The sequence below is a fragment of the Streptomyces sp. NPDC101151 genome (assembly GCF_044768335.1).
In the GTDB taxonomy this organism is placed as follows: Bacteria; Actinomycetota; Actinomycetes; order Streptomycetales; family Streptomycetaceae; genus Streptomyces.
This window is the reverse complement of the sequence record NZ_JBIWPP010000012.1, coordinates 155,056-171,222: the sequence shown is the minus strand read 5'-3', so window position 1 is coordinate 171,222 and position 16,167 is coordinate 155,056. Positions and strand designations below refer to the sequence as shown.

At 71.4% G+C, this 16,167-nt stretch carries 17 protein-coding genes and 1 riboswitch; of the genes, 8 read left to right on the top strand and 9 right to left on the bottom strand.

The genetic code is table 11. From position 1 onward, the window contains the following. Positions 1-3 precede the first annotated feature (3 nt). Entirely contained in the window at positions 4-1,041 is a 1,038-nt protein-coding gene (locus ACIRU3_RS23395; protein ID WP_404059300.1) for an MBL fold metallo-hydrolase, read from the bottom strand. 187 nt (positions 1,042-1,228) lie between these two features. Between ACIRU3_RS23395 and ACIRU3_RS23390 the strand changes: the two genes are divergently transcribed. The 3 genes from ACIRU3_RS23390 to ACIRU3_RS23380 all read left to right on the top strand — a co-directional run bounded on the left by ACIRU3_RS23390 (position 1,229) and on the right by ACIRU3_RS23380 (position 3,375). Continuing rightward, positions 1,229-1,375 carry a hypothetical protein gene (locus ACIRU3_RS23390; protein ID WP_404059297.1) on the top strand — a complete coding sequence of 49 codons (147 nt, stop codon included), beginning with the start codon at positions 1,229-1,231 and terminating at the stop codon, positions 1,373-1,375. A gap of 312 nt (positions 1,376-1,687) precedes the next feature. Then, positions 1,688-3,139: an aldehyde dehydrogenase gene (locus ACIRU3_RS23385; protein WP_404059294.1), complete on the top strand. Its 1,452-nt coding sequence runs from the start codon at positions 1,688-1,690 to the stop codon at positions 3,137-3,139. Between the two features lie 2 nt (positions 3,140-3,141). Beyond that, positions 3,142-3,375, top strand: a complete 234-nt coding sequence (locus tag ACIRU3_RS23380) for a ferredoxin (protein ID WP_404059292.1) — start codon at positions 3,142-3,144, stop codon at positions 3,373-3,375. A 175-nt stretch (positions 3,376-3,550) separates the two neighbouring features. On the opposite strand, the gene ACIRU3_RS23375 is transcribed toward ACIRU3_RS23380, so the two are convergent. Together ACIRU3_RS23375 and ACIRU3_RS23370 are read right to left on the bottom strand one after the other, a co-directional pair. Then, positions 3,551-3,985 carry a hypothetical protein gene (locus tag ACIRU3_RS23375; protein WP_404059289.1) on the bottom strand — a complete coding sequence of 145 codons (435 nt, stop codon included), beginning with the start codon at positions 3,983-3,985 and terminating at the stop codon, positions 3,551-3,553. A gap of 268 nt (positions 3,986-4,253) precedes the next feature. Next, positions 4,254-5,228: a helix-turn-helix domain-containing protein gene (locus tag ACIRU3_RS23370; protein WP_404059286.1), complete on the bottom strand. Its 975-nt coding sequence runs from the start codon at positions 5,226-5,228 to the stop codon at positions 4,254-4,256. Positions 5,229-5,394: 166 nt separating this feature from the next. On the opposite strand from ACIRU3_RS23370, the gene ACIRU3_RS23365 reads away from it, so the two are divergent. Continuing rightward, on the top strand, positions 5,395-6,264 hold the full coding sequence (locus tag ACIRU3_RS23365) for a tetratricopeptide repeat protein (RefSeq protein ID WP_404059284.1): 870 nt from the start codon (positions 5,395-5,397) through the stop codon (positions 6,262-6,264). A gap of 116 nt (positions 6,265-6,380) precedes the next feature. Then, a riboswitch (TPP riboswitch) is annotated at positions 6,381-6,556 on the top strand. A gap of 79 nt (positions 6,557-6,635) precedes the next feature. Here the strand turns inward: ACIRU3_RS23365 and ACIRU3_RS23360 are convergent. Further along, entirely contained in the window at positions 6,636-7,268 is a 633-nt protein-coding gene (locus ACIRU3_RS23360) for a TetR family transcriptional regulator (RefSeq protein WP_404059281.1), read from the bottom strand. A gap of 219 nt (positions 7,269-7,487) precedes the next feature. On the opposite strand from ACIRU3_RS23360, the gene ACIRU3_RS23355 reads away from it, so the two are divergent. Genes ACIRU3_RS23355 through ACIRU3_RS23345 form a run of 3 tightly spaced genes read left to right on the top strand, consistent with a single transcriptional unit; the run spans position 7,488 to position 10,704 of the window. After that, positions 7,488-8,900 (top strand): glycosyltransferase family 4 protein, encoded by a 1,413-nt coding sequence (locus tag ACIRU3_RS23355; RefSeq protein WP_404059278.1) that lies wholly within the window; start codon positions 7,488-7,490, stop codon positions 8,898-8,900. Next, positions 8,894-9,637: a class I SAM-dependent methyltransferase gene (locus tag ACIRU3_RS23350; protein WP_404059275.1), complete on the top strand. Its 744-nt coding sequence runs from the start codon at positions 8,894-8,896 to the stop codon at positions 9,635-9,637. Before ACIRU3_RS23355 ends, ACIRU3_RS23350 begins: the two co-directional genes overlap by 7 nt. Beyond that, positions 9,634-10,704 (top strand): prenyltransferase, encoded by a 1,071-nt coding sequence (locus ACIRU3_RS23345; protein ID WP_404059272.1) that lies wholly within the window; start codon positions 9,634-9,636, stop codon positions 10,702-10,704. The genes ACIRU3_RS23350 and ACIRU3_RS23345 overlap by 4 nt, the downstream gene beginning before the upstream one ends. Positions 10,705-10,758: 54 nt before the next feature. Here ACIRU3_RS23345 and ACIRU3_RS23340 read toward each other — a convergent pair whose 3' ends face one another. Continuing rightward, a complete protein-coding gene (locus ACIRU3_RS23340; RefSeq protein ID WP_404059270.1) occupies positions 10,759-11,049 on the bottom strand; it encodes a hypothetical protein in 291 nt (96 codons plus the stop codon). Between the two features lie 138 nt (positions 11,050-11,187). On the opposite strand from ACIRU3_RS23340, the gene ACIRU3_RS23335 reads away from it, so the two are divergent. Next, positions 11,188-11,754 (top strand): hypothetical protein, encoded by a 567-nt coding sequence (locus ACIRU3_RS23335; protein ID WP_404059268.1) that lies wholly within the window; start codon positions 11,188-11,190, stop codon positions 11,752-11,754. A 250-nt stretch (positions 11,755-12,004) separates the two neighbouring features. On the opposite strand, the gene ACIRU3_RS23330 is transcribed toward ACIRU3_RS23335, so the two are convergent. The 4 genes from ACIRU3_RS23330 to ACIRU3_RS23315 all read right to left on the bottom strand — a co-directional run bounded on the left by ACIRU3_RS23330 (position 12,005) and on the right by ACIRU3_RS23315 (position 16,039). Continuing rightward, positions 12,005-13,015 carry an LLM class F420-dependent oxidoreductase gene (locus ACIRU3_RS23330; protein WP_404059265.1) on the bottom strand — a complete coding sequence of 337 codons (1,011 nt, stop codon included), beginning with the start codon at positions 13,013-13,015 and terminating at the stop codon, positions 12,005-12,007. 105 nt (positions 13,016-13,120) lie between these two features. Beyond that, complete coding sequence (locus tag ACIRU3_RS23325; protein ID WP_404059263.1) at positions 13,121-13,966, bottom strand: DUF5336 domain-containing protein; 846 nt, start codon at positions 13,964-13,966, stop codon at positions 13,121-13,123. Between the two features lie 158 nt (positions 13,967-14,124). Beyond that, positions 14,125-15,081, bottom strand: a complete 957-nt coding sequence (locus ACIRU3_RS23320; RefSeq protein ID WP_404059261.1) for an N-acetylmuramoyl-L-alanine amidase — start codon at positions 15,079-15,081, stop codon at positions 14,125-14,127. Positions 15,082-15,388: 307 nt separating this feature from the next. Continuing rightward, the gene (locus tag ACIRU3_RS23315) at positions 15,389-16,039 is read right to left on the bottom strand and encodes a class I SAM-dependent methyltransferase (protein WP_404059258.1); all 651 of its coding nucleotides are present in this window, start codon (positions 16,037-16,039) and stop codon (positions 15,389-15,391) included. Positions 16,040-16,167 lie beyond the last annotated feature (128 nt).

The following is a 16,167-nucleotide window of genomic DNA, read 5'->3' as shown; positions in this document are numbered from 1 at the left end:
GCCTCAACCGACCTGCACGGCCACGTACGCCACCGGCTCGCTTGCCGGCACCGGCTCCGCCCGCCCCAGCTTCACCAGGCGCCGCAGATGCGCCTCGGCCTCCGAGACCGCGATGGTCCTCGATCCGTAGGGGATGTCGGCCCAGGGGCGGTTCCACTCCATGCGCTCGGCGAGCTGCCAGGGGGTGAGCGGCTCGGAGAGGAGTGCGAGCAGGCCGGTGAGGCGTTCCTCGTGGTGGGCCAGCAACTCCCGTACCCGGCCGGGTGCGTCGGTGAAGGGATGCTGGTGCGCGGGAAGCACCTCGGCCGGGGTGAGGCGGCCCACCCGCTCCAGCGAGTCGAGGTAGTCGCCGAGGGGGTCGGTGACGGTGGCGTCGTCGGGATCCTCGTACAGGCCGATGTGCGGGGTGATCTCCGGGAGCACGTGGTCGCCGCTGAACAGCCGTCCATGGCCCGGGAGCCGGGACGGATGCTCCTCCTCCAGGTGCAGACAGACGTGGCCCGGTGTGTGACCCGGGGTCCAGATCGCGCGCAGTCTGCGCCCGGGCAGAGCGAGGAGCTCGCCGGGGACGATCTCACGGTCGGGCAGCGCGGGCGAGAGACCGGGAAGCGTGCGGCGGTGCCGCGCGGCGCGCAGGGGAGCGACGTGCTCCTCGGGCGCGCCCGCCGTCGTCAGCTTCGCGGCCATGTACGAGTACCAGCGCTCCGGACGCGTCTCCCGCGCCCTGCGCACGATCGCCGCGTCGGCCGCATGCATCGCCACCCACGCCCCGGAGGCCTCGCGGACCTGCCCCGACAGCCCGTGGTGGTCCGGGTGGTGGTGCGTGATGACCACTCCGTGCACCTCGGCGACGGACGTGCCGCAGGCCGTCAGCCCGGACACCAGGGACTCCCAGGACGCCGGGTCGTCCCAGCCCGTGTCCACCAGTACCGGACCCCGGTCGGTGTCCACGACGTACACCAGCGTGTACCCGAGGGGGTTGTCCGGGATGGGGACCCGAATCGACCGCACGCCCCCGCCGTGATCGAACGTCTTCGTCATCCGTCCTCCACCCCACCGCCCGCAGCACGCGACCATGCCCACTATAACTAGAACTGATTACACGTCAGATAGTCGTGCGGCATCCGTGGCTGGGTGCGCCCTGACCAGCTGCGGAGCGATCGTTGTCTGCCGTTGTCGGTTGTCGTCGGCCGTCCTTGGACGGCCCAAGGGCGGCCAAGTCCCGTAAGTGGGGAGGCAACTGGTCGACACCGTGCTCCTCGACGAGATCCTCCCGGACGAGGGCGGCGGCCGCATCCACGAGATCGCACTCACGGACGTGTCGATCACCGTCCGCTGCGAGGACCTGCAGGCCGTCTGGGGGGACGCGAGCTGAGGAGTGACCGTCCGACGAGGCGACGATGGCACGACGAGTGCTGATGTCATGTCAGATAGTGCTGCAGGTATCGCACTTGGTCTCGCTCTGACCAGCTGTGGAGCCGTCGTTGCCTGTCGTTGTCGGGTGTGGGTTGCCCCCCCCATCTCGGACGGCCCACAGACGGCCCAAGCGGCATGAGCGCATCCGGACCTGTAGGCAAACCCGCTGGTCCGGGCCTATTCGGCTCCGGCCATTGCCCCCTATAACTAGAACTGATATCAGTTCTGAAACAGCGTCAGATGCATGCGGTGCGGCGGGAGGCAGTCGGCCATGACCGAGCTCGTGGAACACGGACAGCTGTTCATCGGCGGGGAGTTGACCGACCCCCTGGGCAAGGACGTCATCGAGGTGATCTCCCCGCACACCGAGGAGGTCATCGGCCGGGTGCCGCACGCATCCCGGCAGGACGTCGACCGGGCGGTGGCCGTCGCGCGCCGTGCCTTCGACGAAGGTCCCTGGCCGCGCGCCTCGCTGGCGGAGCGGATCGAGGTCGTCGACCGGATCAAGGACGGCATCGCCGCCCGGCACGAGGAGATCGCCCGGGTCATCTCCAGCGAGAACGGCTCACCGTACTCCTGGAGCGTCCTCGCCCAGGCACTCGGCGCGATGATGGTGTGGGACTCGGCGATCAGGGTCGCACGGGACTTCACCCACGAGGAGCGTCGCGACGGAGTCCTCGGCCCGATCCTCGTGCGGCGCGAACCGGTCGGTGTGGTCGCGGCCGTCGTCCCGTGGAACGTGCCGCAGTTCGTCGCCGCGGCCAAGCTCGCGCCCGCGCTGCTGACCGGCTGCGCGGTCGTGCTCAAGCCGTCCCCGGAATCGCCGCTGGACGCCTATCTGCTCGGCGAGATCGCGCGGGACGCCGGGCTGCCCGAGGGCGTGCTGTCGATCCTGCCCGCCGACCGCGAGGTCAGCGAGTACCTGGTCGGGCACCCCGGCATCGACAAGGTCTCCTTCACCGGTTCGGTAGCGGCGGGCAAGCGGGTCATGGAGGTGGCCGCCCGCAACCTCACCCGGGTCACGCTGGAGCTGGGCGGCAAGTCCGCGGCGGTCGTACTGCCCGACGCGGACGTGTCGGCGGCGGTCGCGGGCATCGTCCCGGCGGCCTGGATGAACAACGGGCAGGCGTGTGTCGCCCAGACCCGCATCCTCGTCCCGCGCGCCCGCTACGACGAGTTCGCGGACGCCTTCGCGCAGGCGGCCGGCGCGCTGAAGGTCGGCGACCCGCTGGACCCGGCCACCCAGGTCGGCCCGCTGGTGGCCCAGCGGCAGCAGCGGCGCAATCTGGACTACATCCGCATCGGTCAGGAGGAGGGAGCCAAGATCCTGACCGGCGGCGGCCGCCCGGACGGGCTGGAACGCGGCTGGTACGTCGAACCGACCCTCTTCGGTGACGTCGACAACTCCATGCGGATCGCCCGCGAGGAGATCTTCGGCCCGGTCATCTGCCTGCTGCCGTACGGCGACGAGCGGGAGGCCGTGAAGATCGCCAACGACTCGGACTACGGCCTGTCAGGCAGCGTGTGGACGTCCGACGTCGAGCACGGCATCGAGGTCGCCCGGCAGGTCCGCACCGGCACCTACTCCGTCAACACCTTCAGCCTGGACATGCTGGGCCCGTTCGGCGGCTACAAGAACTCCGGGCTGGGTCGGGAGTTCGGCCCCGAGGGCTACGGCGAGTACCTCGAACACAAGATGATCCACCTGCCGGCGGGGTCCTAGCGATGGGCGACCGCTGGCACGTCGAGGTCGACCGGTCGGTGTGCATCGGCTCGGCCCAGTGCCTCCACCACGCACCGGACGGCTTCCGCCTCGACTCCGCCCGCCAGTCCCACCCCCTCGACCCGGACACCGACGCGAGCGAACAGGTCCTCGAGGCGGCCGAGAGCTGCCCGGTGGAGGCGATCATGATCACGCTGATGGGGAGCGGGGAGCCGGTGTTCCCGCCCGAGGACTGAGGCAGAGCGCCGTGACGCCGCATCCCTTTGCCTCCGGCTTCGTGCATGACCCGCCGGGCAGGGCCTGAGGCACGGTGCGGGCCGGACAGCACACGGGGGCCGTAACCCGCAACGGGTACGGCCCCCATGTTCATGCCGCCCTCGGGCGGTCAGGACGACCCCCGTGCGTCCTGACTCAGGCGTGCACCGTGAGGCCGGGCGAGCACAGGGTGCCCGCGGAGTTGGACACGCACAGGTTGATGTAGAGCTTGGTGCCCTCGGCGATGTCCTTGGTCTGCCGGACACGGTCGCCTGCCCCGCTGGGGCTGATCTTGATGCCTATGGACGCCTCGCCGCGCGGGTCGAGGCCGTCGGCCAGGTAGTCGGAGACGTAGAGGGTGTCGCCCTTCGGGTACACGTCGCCGCCGGGGTCGGCCTGCCAGTGGGCCTCGGCGACGACCTCTCCGGAGCGGTCCTTGGCCCAGACGGTGCCGTCACCGAGCTGCTCATCGCGGGACCCGAAGGTGACATCGGGAAGCCCGGCCGCGGCCTTCGGGGCGACGGGCCCGGTGGAGTCGGCGACGGCGGGTGCGGTCAAGATCGCGGCGGTGATGACTGCGGCGCCTGCCACAGTGGCAGCACGCGTGAGGATGGTTACCACAGCTGGTCGGTCCCCCGTATCGATGGGTGACGTCGTAGGAGCGCGAGCGGATGCTCTTGCGGCCGGCGTGGACGCGGACGCGCAAGAGGGTCCCGAAGCCTTCCTCGACGTGGTGGTGGGTGGTGGACGAACGGTCCGACCGGAGTGGCCTGCGCCGATCGGTGAACGTCCCTTCAGGATGCCGGGATACGGCCGGCGCGTCGTGAGCGCAGAGTGCACAACCGGGTTGGCAATGAGTTCACTCGTGCCCCTGGAGGGCCTGGTGCCGGTGAGCCTGGGGGGTGGTGCCGTAGGCGGTGCGGTAGGCGCGGCTGAAGTCGGTCGCGCGGGGGAATCCCCAGCGGGCGGCGATGGCGTGGATGGGGGCGGTGCGGAACCCCGGGGCGGTGAGGTCGCGGCGGGCCGCCTCCAGGCGCAGGCGGCGGATCCACGCGGCGACTGTGGCGTCTTCGTCCCGGAACAGGCGGTGCAGATAGCTGGTGGAGATGTGGTGCGCGGCGGCGACCGTGGCCGGGGTGAGGCACGGGTCGTGCAGGTGCTCCCGGATGAACGCCTGGATCCGCAGGACGAGGGTGCGTCGGTGCGTCTCCGGGGGGAGGCTGTCGCCGGCCTCCAGCACGTGGGCGAAGAGCGCGGCGACCAGGTCGACCAGGACCGTGCCCAGCCGGGCCCGGTCGGCGGGCCGGTACCCGGCCGTGTCCGCGGTCAATTGGGTGAGGAAGCCCGTCAGCAGGGCACCCATTCCCTCCCGGCCCGACACCGGCGCCCCGACGATCCGGCCGGCCATGTCGCGCGACAGCGGCAGCAGGGCCTTGGGAACCTCCAGCGCCATCGTCGTGACCGGGTCCCCGCTGCTGTGGACGTCGTTCGGCAGGGAGGAGGAGTTGATGAACAGGTCGTAGGGCTTGTACCGGGTTTCCCGGTGCCTCCAGATGCCCGCACCGGTGCCGCGCAGGACGAATGACAGGTGGTAGGCCTCGGGGTCGGACTGGCGGATCAGTTTCGGCGTGCGCCGGAAGACCAGTGGCTGGAACCTGGCGGACCACACGGTGACGGCACCGACGTCCAGTACGCGCTGGGAGGCATGGAAGTCTTCGGCGTGGTCGCTGAGCAGCTCCATGGGGGCATGGGTGCGGCCCAACAGCTCGACCCAGTAGTCGAACCGGTCCTGCACGGGCACGTCGTCACTCCGGAACACCATCTCGTCCAACAACACTCGCTCCCCGTTTCTGAAGCCGCGGGTCAAAGGGCCCCCACCCAGTGGTGAACGGTGTACTGGAGGCCCCGGTTCCATCGAGCGGCGGACGCTGTTCGGACGTGCCGGAGCCGCGGGGTACGCTCCTGCGGTTCCGACGACGTACCGACCGGGGTGGGAAAGCGTGCGCAAGTCCGAGGCCGAGCGGCTGATCGACGAGGCCTACGAGGCGTGGGAGGCCGAGGAGTGGCTGACCGCGGCCGGTCTGCTGGAGCAGGTCCTCGCGCACTACCCGGACGAGGAGCGCAGCGCGGTGTGGTGGTACGACGCCGCGCTCGCCCACAAGTTCCTGCGGAACTGGGCGAAGGCGTACGAGCTGGGCCGGGAGGCCGCCGCCCGCGCTCCGCACGGCGAGGGCGAACCGGCGTACTGGAACCTGGGCATCGCCGCCACCATCCAGCGCGACTGGGCCACCGCCCGGGAGGCATGGACCGGCTTCGGCATCACGCTCCCGGCCGGCGAGGGCGAGATCGACGGCCGCTTCGGCCCGGCCTGTGTGCGCCTGGACACGGGCGGCGATCGGGAGGTCGTCTGGATCGACCGGCTCTGCCCCACCCGCGGCCGGGTGATGAACGTGCCGGTGACCGCCGGGCGCCGCTTCGGCGAGATCGTCGTGCACGACGGTGAACCCAAGGGCCGCCGGGTCGTCGACGGCCGTGAGTACCCCGTCTTCGACGAGCTCCTCCTGTTCGAGGCCTCCGAGCTGCCGACGCTGTCGGTGACGGTGGACGCGAGCGAGGCCGCCGACGTCGACGCCCTGGTCGATCTGTTCCTGCGGGAGGGCTACGGCGCGGAGCCGGCCAGCAGCTTCGAGGTCCTGTGCGGCTGCTGCAGCGAGGGCACCCATGAACAGGAGCGCAAGGTCCACGCGGGCGCCCAGCAGGTGTCCCTGGCCGCCCCCGAGGAGGAGGCCTGCCGCCTGCTGGACCAGTGGGCCGGGCAGGTGGCGGCGGGGCGGCGCTGGAGCGGTCTGGAGCCGGTCGCCCAGGGGTGACGCCCCATGGTCGGCAACCCTGAGGGGACGGTCGGCAACCCTGAGGTGATGGTCGAAAAAATTCCTATTTGCCGGGTTACATCATGCTTCGCCGGGTCTATGCTGGTATCAGCCTACGAGGCGAGTGAGGGAGTCCGACCGGAGTAGCCGACTTTGGCGAGAGGTACATGCATCCGCCGGGGCCGACAGCGACGGTAGGGCTGAGAGGCCGGAAAGCAGCAGTCAGGCCGGAAGGCGACCTCCATCACCTGATCCGGACCATGCCGGCGAAGGGAACCCGTCTCGTAGGTCTTGGCGTGCCCGGATGTCCGCGAGACCCGCCGCCGTCGCCTCCTCGGCACGGCAGTCTCGGCGCCCTCGGCACGGCCGTCTCAGCGGGAGTCGGTGGGCTCCGTCAGGTCGATCAGCCGGCACACCGTCTCGATGTCTATCTTCACCTGTGCGATGGAGGCGCGCCCGGAGAGCCAGGTGATCAGGGCCGAGTGCCAGGTGTGCTCGATGACCCGGACCGCGGAGAGCTGCTCGGGGGTCGGGTGCTCCAGGCCCACCGCGTCCAGGATGATCGCCGTGGTCTGCCGGGAGACCTGGTCGACCTCGGGGGAGACGCTGCGGTCGGCGAAGGTGAGGGCGCGGACCATCGCGTCGGCCAGGTGCGGCTCGCGCTGCAGTGCGCGGAAGGCCCGCATCAGGGTCTCCGCGACCCGCTCGGCCGCCGTGTCGCCCGCCGGAGGCTTCTTGCGCAGCGTGCCGTGCATGTGTTCCAGCTGGTCCTGCATGGTGGCGACCAGCAGATGCACCTTGGACGGGAAGTAGCGGTACAGGGTGCCGAGGGCCACCTGTGAGGACTCGGCGACCTCGCGCATCTGCACGGCGTCGAAACCGCCCCGGCTGGCCAGCTGCGCGCTCGCGTGCAGGATCCGGCGGCGGCGGGCTTCCTGCCGCTCGGTCAGCGGCGCCGAAGGGGGCCGGACGCTACTGGCTTCCAGCTTGGATTCCGCAGGCATGGGACCCGTTCCGTGACAGTCGGTGAGGACATCTGTAGGGCACGTGATCATCCTGCACGGAGGGGGTCCGTGCGTGGCGTGAATCACCTGATCCACTGCTCGCAGTGCCCCTACCTGCCGGTAGATTCAGAGCCTCTTGAACGATCAAGTCTGAAACTTGTTCTAGATTAGCGTCCCGTCGTAGTCTCGCGGGACAGTGCAGGGAGAAGGGGGCCCGGAGTGACCGCTGAGGCCAGTCAGGCGGGTCCCCGACCGGACCTCGCAGGCGGTGGGGGTCCCTCCCGTTCGAGCGAAGCCGAGAGTGGCGGAGGGCGACCGCTCAACATCGCGCTTCTCACCTATAAAGGGAACCCGTTCTGCGGCGGCCAGGGTGTGTACGTACGGCACCTCTCCCGCGAGCTGGCCCGCCTCGGCCACCGGGTGGAGGTCATCGGCTCGCAGCCCTATCCCGTCCTGGACGAGGGGCACGAGGGCCTGACCCTCACCGAGCTGCCCAGCCTCGACCTCTACCGCCAGCCCGACCCCTTCCGGACCCCGAAACGGGACGAGTACCGGGACTGGGTCGACGCCCTGGAGGTCGGCACCATGTGGACCGGCGGCTTCCCCGAGCCGCTGACCTTCTCCCTGCGCGCCCGCCGCCATCTGCGCGCCCGGCGCGGCGAGTTCGACGTCGTCCACGACAACCAGACGCTCGGCTACGGCCTGCTGGGCGACCTCGGCGCCCCCCTGATCACCACCATCCACCACCCCATCACGGTCGACCGGCAGCTGGAGCTGGACGCGGCCGAGGGCTTCAAGCGCCGCTACTCGGTGCGCCGCTGGTACGCCTTCACCCGGATGCAGAAGCGCGTCGCCCGCCGGCTGCCCTCGGTGCTCACCGTCTCCGGCAGCTCCCGCCAGGAGATCGTGGACCACCTCGGTGTCCGCGACGACCGCGTGCACGTCGTCCACATCGGCGCCGACACCGACCTGTTCGCGCCGAATCCGGCCGTCCCCGAGGTACCCGGCCGCATCGTCACCACCTCCAGCGCGGACGTGCCCCTCAAGGGCCTGGTCTTCCTCGTCGAGGCGCTCGCGAAGGTCCGCACCGAGCATCCGGCCGCCCATCTCGTCGTCGTCGGCAAGCGCCCCGAGGAGGGCCCGGTCGCCCAGGCCGTCGAGCGCTACGGCCTGGAAGGCGCCGTCGACTTCGTCAAGGGCATCTCCGACGCCGAGCTGGTCGACCTGATCCGCTCGGCCGAGGTCGCCTGCGTGCCCTCCCTCTACGAGGGCTTCTCGCTGCCCGCCGCCGAGGCCATGGCCACCGCCACCCCGCTGGTCGCCACCACCGGAGGCGCGATCCCCGAGGTCGCCGGCCGCGACGGCGAGACCTGCCTCGCCGTACCGCCCGGCGACGCGGGCGCGCTGGCCGCCGCGCTGAACCGGCTGCTGGGGGACCCGGAGCTGCGCACCGCACTCGGCCGCGCCGGCCGTGAGCGGGTCCTGCGGAACTTCACCTGGGCCCGCGCCGCAGAGGGGACGGTCGCCCGCTACCGCGAGGCGATCGGCCGTTCCCGGGCCCACGACCCCGGCCGCCCGGCGGCCTCAGCGACTGTTGCAGGAATCTCTCCCGAAAGCAGGGCCACGTGCTGACCGTCGACTTCTCCCGGTTCCCGCTCGCCCCGGGCGACCGTGTCCTGGATCTCGGCTGCGGGGCCGGCCGGCACGCCTTCGAGTGCTACCGGCGCGGCGCACAGGTCGTGGCCCTCGACCAGAACGGTGAGGAGATCCGAGAGGTCGCGAAGTGGTTCGCGGCGATGAAGGAGGCCGGCGAGGCGCCCGAGGGCGCCACGGCCACCGCCATGGAGGGCGACGCCCTCGCGCTGCCCTTCCCCGACGAGTCCTTCGACGTCGTCATCATCTCCGAGGTGATGGAGCACATCCCCGACGACAAGGGCGTGCTCGCCGAGATGGTGCGGGTGCTCAGGCCGGGCGGCCGGATCGCCATCACAGTGCCGCGCTACGGGCCCGAGAAGGTCTGCTGGACGCTGTCCGACGCCTACCACGAGGTCGAGGGCGGCCACATCCGCATCTACAAGGCCGACGAACTGCTGGCCAAGATCCGCGAGGCGGGCCTGAAGCCGTACGGCACCCACCACGCGCACGCCCTGCACTCGCCCTACTGGTGGCTGAAGTGCGCCTTCGGCGTGGACAACGACAAGGCGCTGCCGGTGCGGGCGTACCACAAGCTGCTGGTCTGGGACATCATGAAGAAACCGCTCGCCACCCGGGTCGCCGAGCAGGCGCTGAACCCGCTGATCGGCAAGAGCTTCGTGGCGTACGCGACCAAGCCGCACCTGCCCCGTCTTTCCGAGGCGGACGCCAAGTGACCACTCCCCGGACAGAACACCTCGTCCTGCCCGGGGTCCTCACCGCCGAGGAGGCCGCCGCGACCGTGCGCGGCATCCTCGCCGTACAGCGGGAGGACGGCGCGATCCCGTGGTTCCGTGGGCACCACCTCGACCCGTGGGACCACACCGAGGCCGCGATGGCCCTGGACGCGGCCGGCGAGCACGAGGCCGCCGAGCGGGCGTACACCTGGCTCGCCACCCACCAGAACGAGGACGGCTCCTGGTACGCCGCCTACGCCGACGGGGCCCATGACGACGTCACCGACCGCGCCCGCGAGTCGAACTTCGTCGCCTACATAGCCGTGGGCGCCTGGCACCACTACCTGTCCACCGGCGACGACACGTTCCTGGACCGTATGTGGCCCACCGTCTACGCGGCCGTCGAGTGGGTGCTGCGGCTGCAGCAGCCCGGCGGCCAGATCGGCTGGCGGCGCGAGGACGACGGTACGCCCACGGCCGACGCCCTGCTCACCGGCAGCTCCTCCGTCCACCACGCCCTGCGTTGTGCCCTCGCCATCGCCGAGCAGCGTGAAGAGCCGCAGCCGGACTGGGAGTTGGCGGCCGGCGCGCTGCGCCACGCGATCCGCACCCACCCCGAGCGCTTCCTCGACAAGGACCGCTACTCGATGGACTGGTACTACCCGGTCCTCGGCGGCGCCCTGACCGGAGCGGAGGCCAAGTCCCGCATCGAGGCGGACTGGGACCGCTTCGTCGTACCCGGCCTGGGCGTGCGCTGCGTGGTCCCCAACCCCTGGGTGACCGGCGGCGAGTCCAGCGAACTCGCCCTGGCCCTGTGGGCGATGGGCGAGTCCGACCGCTCGCTGGAGATCCTCCAGTCCATCCAGCACCTGCGCGACCCGCAGAGCGGTCTGTACTGGACGGGCTACGTCTTCGAGGACGATGCGATCTGGCCCCGCGAACTCACCACCTGGACGGCAGGCTCCCTGCTGCTGGCCGTCGCCGCCCTGGGCGGCCACGACGCCACGTGCGCGGTGTTCGGTGGCGAGCACCTGCCGTCCGGCCTCGACCCCGACTGCTGCGGCTGAGCGGTTCGCCCGGGGGCCGGGGCCGTACGGGTGCAGGCGGCCCGGGGCGCGGGTTCAGTGCCGGTGCAGGCGGCCGGCGATTGCGTGGCCGACGAAGAGGTAGACGACGGCGGCGAGGCCGTAGCCCGCGACCACCCGGGCCCAGGCCTCGTCGAACGTGAAGAGGTCATGGGACCAGCCCGCCAGCCAGGCGGCGGTGTCGTGCACGAACTGGACCAGGCTGTTGGCCCGGTTCGCGTCCAGCAGGTACATCAGAATCCACAGACCGAGGATGAAGGCCATGACGTCGGCGACGATCGCGATGACCCTCCCGGCTTGATTCGTGCTGCTGTGATATCGAGACATGTCCTTCGGATTGCCGCTTCCGGGGCGGTGAAACCCGGCCGGGCCCCGGACAGGGTTCGCCCAAGTGGCGGACACCGGCCGTTCGGGTGACGCTGCCGTAGGAAGCACCCGCTCGGGGAGACACGTCGGGAGGACCCTGTGCCCGTACCGATACGGCGCCTCTGTGTGGCGCTCACCCTGTGCTGCGCCCTGGTGGCCGGCGCCACCGCCTGCGGAAACAGTGAGAAGCCCAGTGCGAAGGCCACCGCGCAGGTGGCCGCCCTCGACGCGGCCACGCCCAGTCCGAGCACGTCGGCCGAACGGCAGAAGTTCGCGAAGACCAGGTTCGTGGCGAACGCGGGCCTCGCGGCCGGCGCGACCTACCAGTGGATCGTGAAGCCCTGGAAGGCGGGCAAGTTCAAGAAGGGTGCCAAGGGCCGCAAGCTGGCCCTGGTCAAGGCCGGCCTCGCCGGTGCCTTCGCCTACAACCGGCTCAAGGCCGCCCAGAAGAACGCCAAGGGCGACCCGACGCTCTCCAAGGCCCTGGCACCCCTCACCGCCGGCATCGAGGCCCTGAAGAACCTGCCGTCCAAGCTGCGCAAGGGCGACGAGAACGCGGCAGGCTCCTTCGACGACATCATCAACAAGGTGAAGGACGCGGGCCAGAGCGCCGGTGCCCCGGTCAAGGACAAGGTGCCGTCGGCCTCCCAGCTCAGCGGCGGCTAGGGAGTGTCGTTTCGGGTCAGGCCGGCTGTGAGAAGCGGTGCCTTGCAGCCGAGTCGAGCGGGGTGCGGTGCGTGCAGCTGCAAGGCGGAGGAGGGCGTCGACGCGATGGGAGTCCCCCCGCGCGAGCGCAGCCGGGCGCGGGGGAGTCGGTGAGTGACGACAACGCGGCCGGAGGTGCCCCCACGCCCTTGAGGCAGTGCGGGAGGGCGTGCCACACCCCGCGACGCCGGCATGGTCCGAACGACACCTGCTAGGAGTTCAGCTCCGCAAGCACCCTGAGGGTGTGCGGGTCCGGTGACAGGGCCAGCAGGTCCGTCACCGGGCCCTTGCGCCACAACTCCAGTCGTTCCGCGATGCGTTCGCGCGGGCCGACCAGGGAGATCTCGTCGGCGAAGGCGTCCGGAACGGCCAGCACGGCCTCCTCGCGCCGCCCGGCGAGGAACAGTTGCTGGATCCGGTGCGCCTCCTCCTCGTAGCCCATCCGGGCCATGAGGTCGGCGTGGAAGTTGCGTGCCGCGTGCCCCATCCCGCCGATGTAGAAGCCGAGCATGGCCTTCACCGGCCAAAGCCCCTCGGCCACGTCGTCGCACACCTTCACCCTGGCCATGGGCGCCACCAGGAACCCCTCGGGCAACTCCCGCACCGCGTCCCCGTACACCTCGGGCCGGCTCGGCGCCCAGTACAGCGGCAGCCAGCCGTCGGCGATCCGGGCCGTCTGGGCCACGTTCTTGGGGCCCTCCGCGCCGAGCAGGACAGGGAGGTCGTGGCGCAGCGGGTGGGTGATCGGCTTCAGCGGCTTGCCCAGACCGGTGCCGTCCGGCCCCCGGTACGGCAGCGGATGGAAGCGGCCGGCCGACTCCACCGGCGCCGCCCGCCGCAGCACCTGCCGTACGACGTCCACGTACTCCCTGGTCGCGGTCAGCGGCGACTTCGGGAACGGGCGGCCGTACCAGCCCTCCACCACCTGCGGCCCGGACAGGCCGAGCCCGAGCAGCATCCGGCCGCCGGAGAGGTGGTCCAGGGTGAGCGCGTGCATCGCGGTGGTCGTCGGGGAGCGGGCCGCCATCTGCGCAACCGCCGTACCCAGCCTGATCGTCGAGGTCTGTGCGGCGATCCAGGTCAGCGGGGTGAAGACGTCCGAGCCCCAGGACTCGGCCGTCCACACGGAGTGGTAGCCGAGCCGCTCGGCCTCGCGGGCCAGCGGCACATGACCGGCATCCGGGCCGCGTCCCCAGTAGCCGAGTGCGAGACCGAGCCGCATGGCTGCCTCCTGACGCTCCGTCAGTTCACTTGCGGGAGGCGACTGTACGGCAACGGCCCCCCGCCCGGAAGGGCGAGGGGCCGTGCGCGACGGTACGGGTGCGGCTCAGCCGCGCTGGATCCCGGAGGTGTCCTGGAGCACACCACGGCGACCGTCCTGGGTCTGCGCCACCAGGGTGGCACCGCGCTGCTCGACCGCCAGGTACCAGGTGCCCGGCGCCAGTTCGGCGATCGGCGTCGGCGAGCCGTCCTCGGCGAACAGCGGACGCGTCACCGGCACGGCGAACCAGAACGGCGAGAAGTCCCCGGCAGCGGCGGCGGCCGGCTGCGGCGCCGGAGCGGGGGCCTGCGGACCCGGCTGCCCGAACGGCTGCCCCGGCTGCGGCTGTGCACCGTACGGCTGCGGCTGCGGCTGCTGCGGCTGGGCACCCGGGTAGCCGTAACCGCCGGGCGGCTGGGCGCCGTAGGGCTGCGGGGCGGCCGGCTTGGGAGCCGGGACCAGGGCGGCCTGCAGGGCCGGGACCAGCGGGGTGGCGACGGCGGCGGCCGCCATCAGCAGGGTGGCGACGAGGGCGATGATCAGGCCCGTGCCGGCGCTCGGCGCCCGGTCGTCCCCACCGCCGAGGTTGTCCAGACCGCCAACGGGGTCGATCACGTTGCCAAGTGTGCTCCACGCGGCGAATACCGCGAACGCGACACCGAAGGCGCCGAGTTCAAGACCCGCCACCTTGGGCGGCTGCGGCAGGCCGCGCGCCACGACGATCAGCGCGGCGGCGATGAGGCCCGCCAGGACGACGCTGAGCAGGACCGGTCCGTTCTCCCAGAGATTCGGCAGGTCGACGCTGTCGGACAGTCCGTCGTACGAGTAGTTGTCGAGGAACGACGCGATGAACAGCAACACCGCTGCTCCGATCACCACGCCGTCGCCTCTAGTGAGGGAGCGGATATTCACTTCAGGTCCTTCGCAGGTCGTCTCGTCGTCGGTAGAGGCGTCGCTGTCACCATGGTGCCTTCAGGCCCCGGTGTTAAGCGCAGGGGTGGCCCCTCATCGTAGGGATGAGACTATCGTCCGCACGATCACACTGTCCGCCCGGATGGGCCCGCCGAGCGCTACCCGTGCAGGAAACTCACGATTCCCTCAGAGATCCCTTGCGCCGCCTTCTGCCGCCATGCGCCGCTGGTCAGCAGCGCCGCGTCCTTGCTATCGCGCATGTTGCCGCACTCGATGAAGACCTTGGGAACCGTTGACAGATTGAGACCGCCCAGGTCCTCACGTGTGACGAGACCGGTACCGTCGCCCACGTAGTTGGAGGGGGGCTCGCCGGTGGCCCGGAGGAACTTGCCCGCGATGCGCTCGCCGAGGTCACGCGAGGGGGCGACGATGGGGCGGGTGTCGGCGGCGCCGGCGTGCACGGACGCCGGGAGGATGACGTGGAAGCCGCGGTTGCCCTCCGCGGAGCCGTCGGCGTGGATGGAGATGGCGGCGTCCGCGTGTGCCGTGTTGCCGATCCGGGCCCGCTCGTCGACGCACGGGCCCCAGGGCGGGGAGTCACCGTCGCGCGTCAACTTCACCGTGGCGCCCTGCTCCTCCAGGAGCGTGCGCAGCCGGTGCGCCACGTCCAGCGTGAACCGGGCTTCCGTGTAGCCCGCGTTGGTGGACGTGCCGGTGGTGTCGCACTCCTTCTTGTTCGTGCCGATGTCCACCGGGCGGTTGATCTCGGTCGTGTGCTCGAAGTTGCCGGGGTTGTGGCCCGGGTCGATGACGACGACCTTGCCCTTGAGGGGGCCGGAGGCGGCGGGGGCGGAGGGCGTGGGGCTCGGGCTCGGCTCCTTGGCGTCGGCGGTGCCCGGCGCCGACCAGGGTTCGGCAGTGCTCGGCGAGGCCGCGGAGGTCCGCGCGCCCGCCTTGGCCGAGCCGCCGCCCGGGCCGCCGGATCCGCCCACCGCCTCGTACACCAGCCAGCCCAGCAGGGCGCCGGGCACGAGTGCGGCGAGCGCGACGGTCAGCGGCCCGCGCCGGGGTCGGCGGGGCTGTGGGGGATCGAAGTCCGGGCCTACGTACGACACGTCTGCCACCCTAGCGGCCGTCCAGGTCCTTCACATGGCCGAGAGGGCTCAATGGGTGGCCGGGTCGCGGGACGGCGGCGGCGCCCCCTTCGGGGAGCGGCCGGAACGCCTCGGAGACTGCCGGCCATCAGCCACCCGGCGACCGCCGGGACGGTCAGGCACATCCCGATGCCCACGGCCCGGCCCCTTGTGTCCCGGAGCGCGTTGCCGATGATGCCGGCGAGCGGCGCCCCGAAGCCGGTGAGGGCCGGTCCGGTCAGGAACTCCACCGCCCACCCCTCCCCGGGTGAGCCCGGGTGAGCCCGGGTCAGATCCCCGTGCCGGTCCGTCGCAGTACGCGCAACGATCCGGCCACGGAGATCTCCGTGAACGCGCCCGACTCCAGCGCGCGCAGCCAGACGCGGTACGGCGCCTGGCCGGTGAACTCGTCCTCGGGATGCGGGAAGACGTCGTGGATCACGAGCAGGCCGCCCTCGGCGACGTGCGGCGCCCACCCCTCGTAGTCGGCGGTGGCGTGCTCGTCGGTGTGGCCGCCGTCGACGAAGACCAGTCCGAGCGGGGTGTTCCAGAACTTCGCGATCTGCGGCGAGCGGCCGACGAGCGCCACCACGTGCTCCTCCAGACCGGCCCGGTACAGGGTGCGGCGGAAGGCCGGCAGCGTGTCCATCAGGCCGATCTCCGGGTCGACGGTCTCCGGGTCGTGATAGTCCCAGCCGGGCTGCTGCTCCTCGCTGCCCCGGTGGTGGTCGACGGTGAGCGCGGTGACACCGGTCTCGCGGGCCGCGTCGGCGAGCAGCACGGTGGACCGCCCGCAGTAGGTGCCGACCTCCAGCAGCGGCAGGCCGAGCCGCCCGGCCTCCACCGCGGCCGCGTACAGCGCCAGCCCCTCGTCCGCGGGCATGAACCCCTTCGCGGCCTCGAAGGCGGCCAGGATCTCGGGCTTGGGTGCCGCGGGCATGGGGGTCCTCTCGGTCGTACGGCTGTCCGGGCGCCCATGCTGCCGCACCCCCCGTCGGCCGGCGACAGGGGGTGCTGGTAGCGCCCCGGAGGGGGCGCGGGGGACTGTGCGAACGGCCACGGCGCACA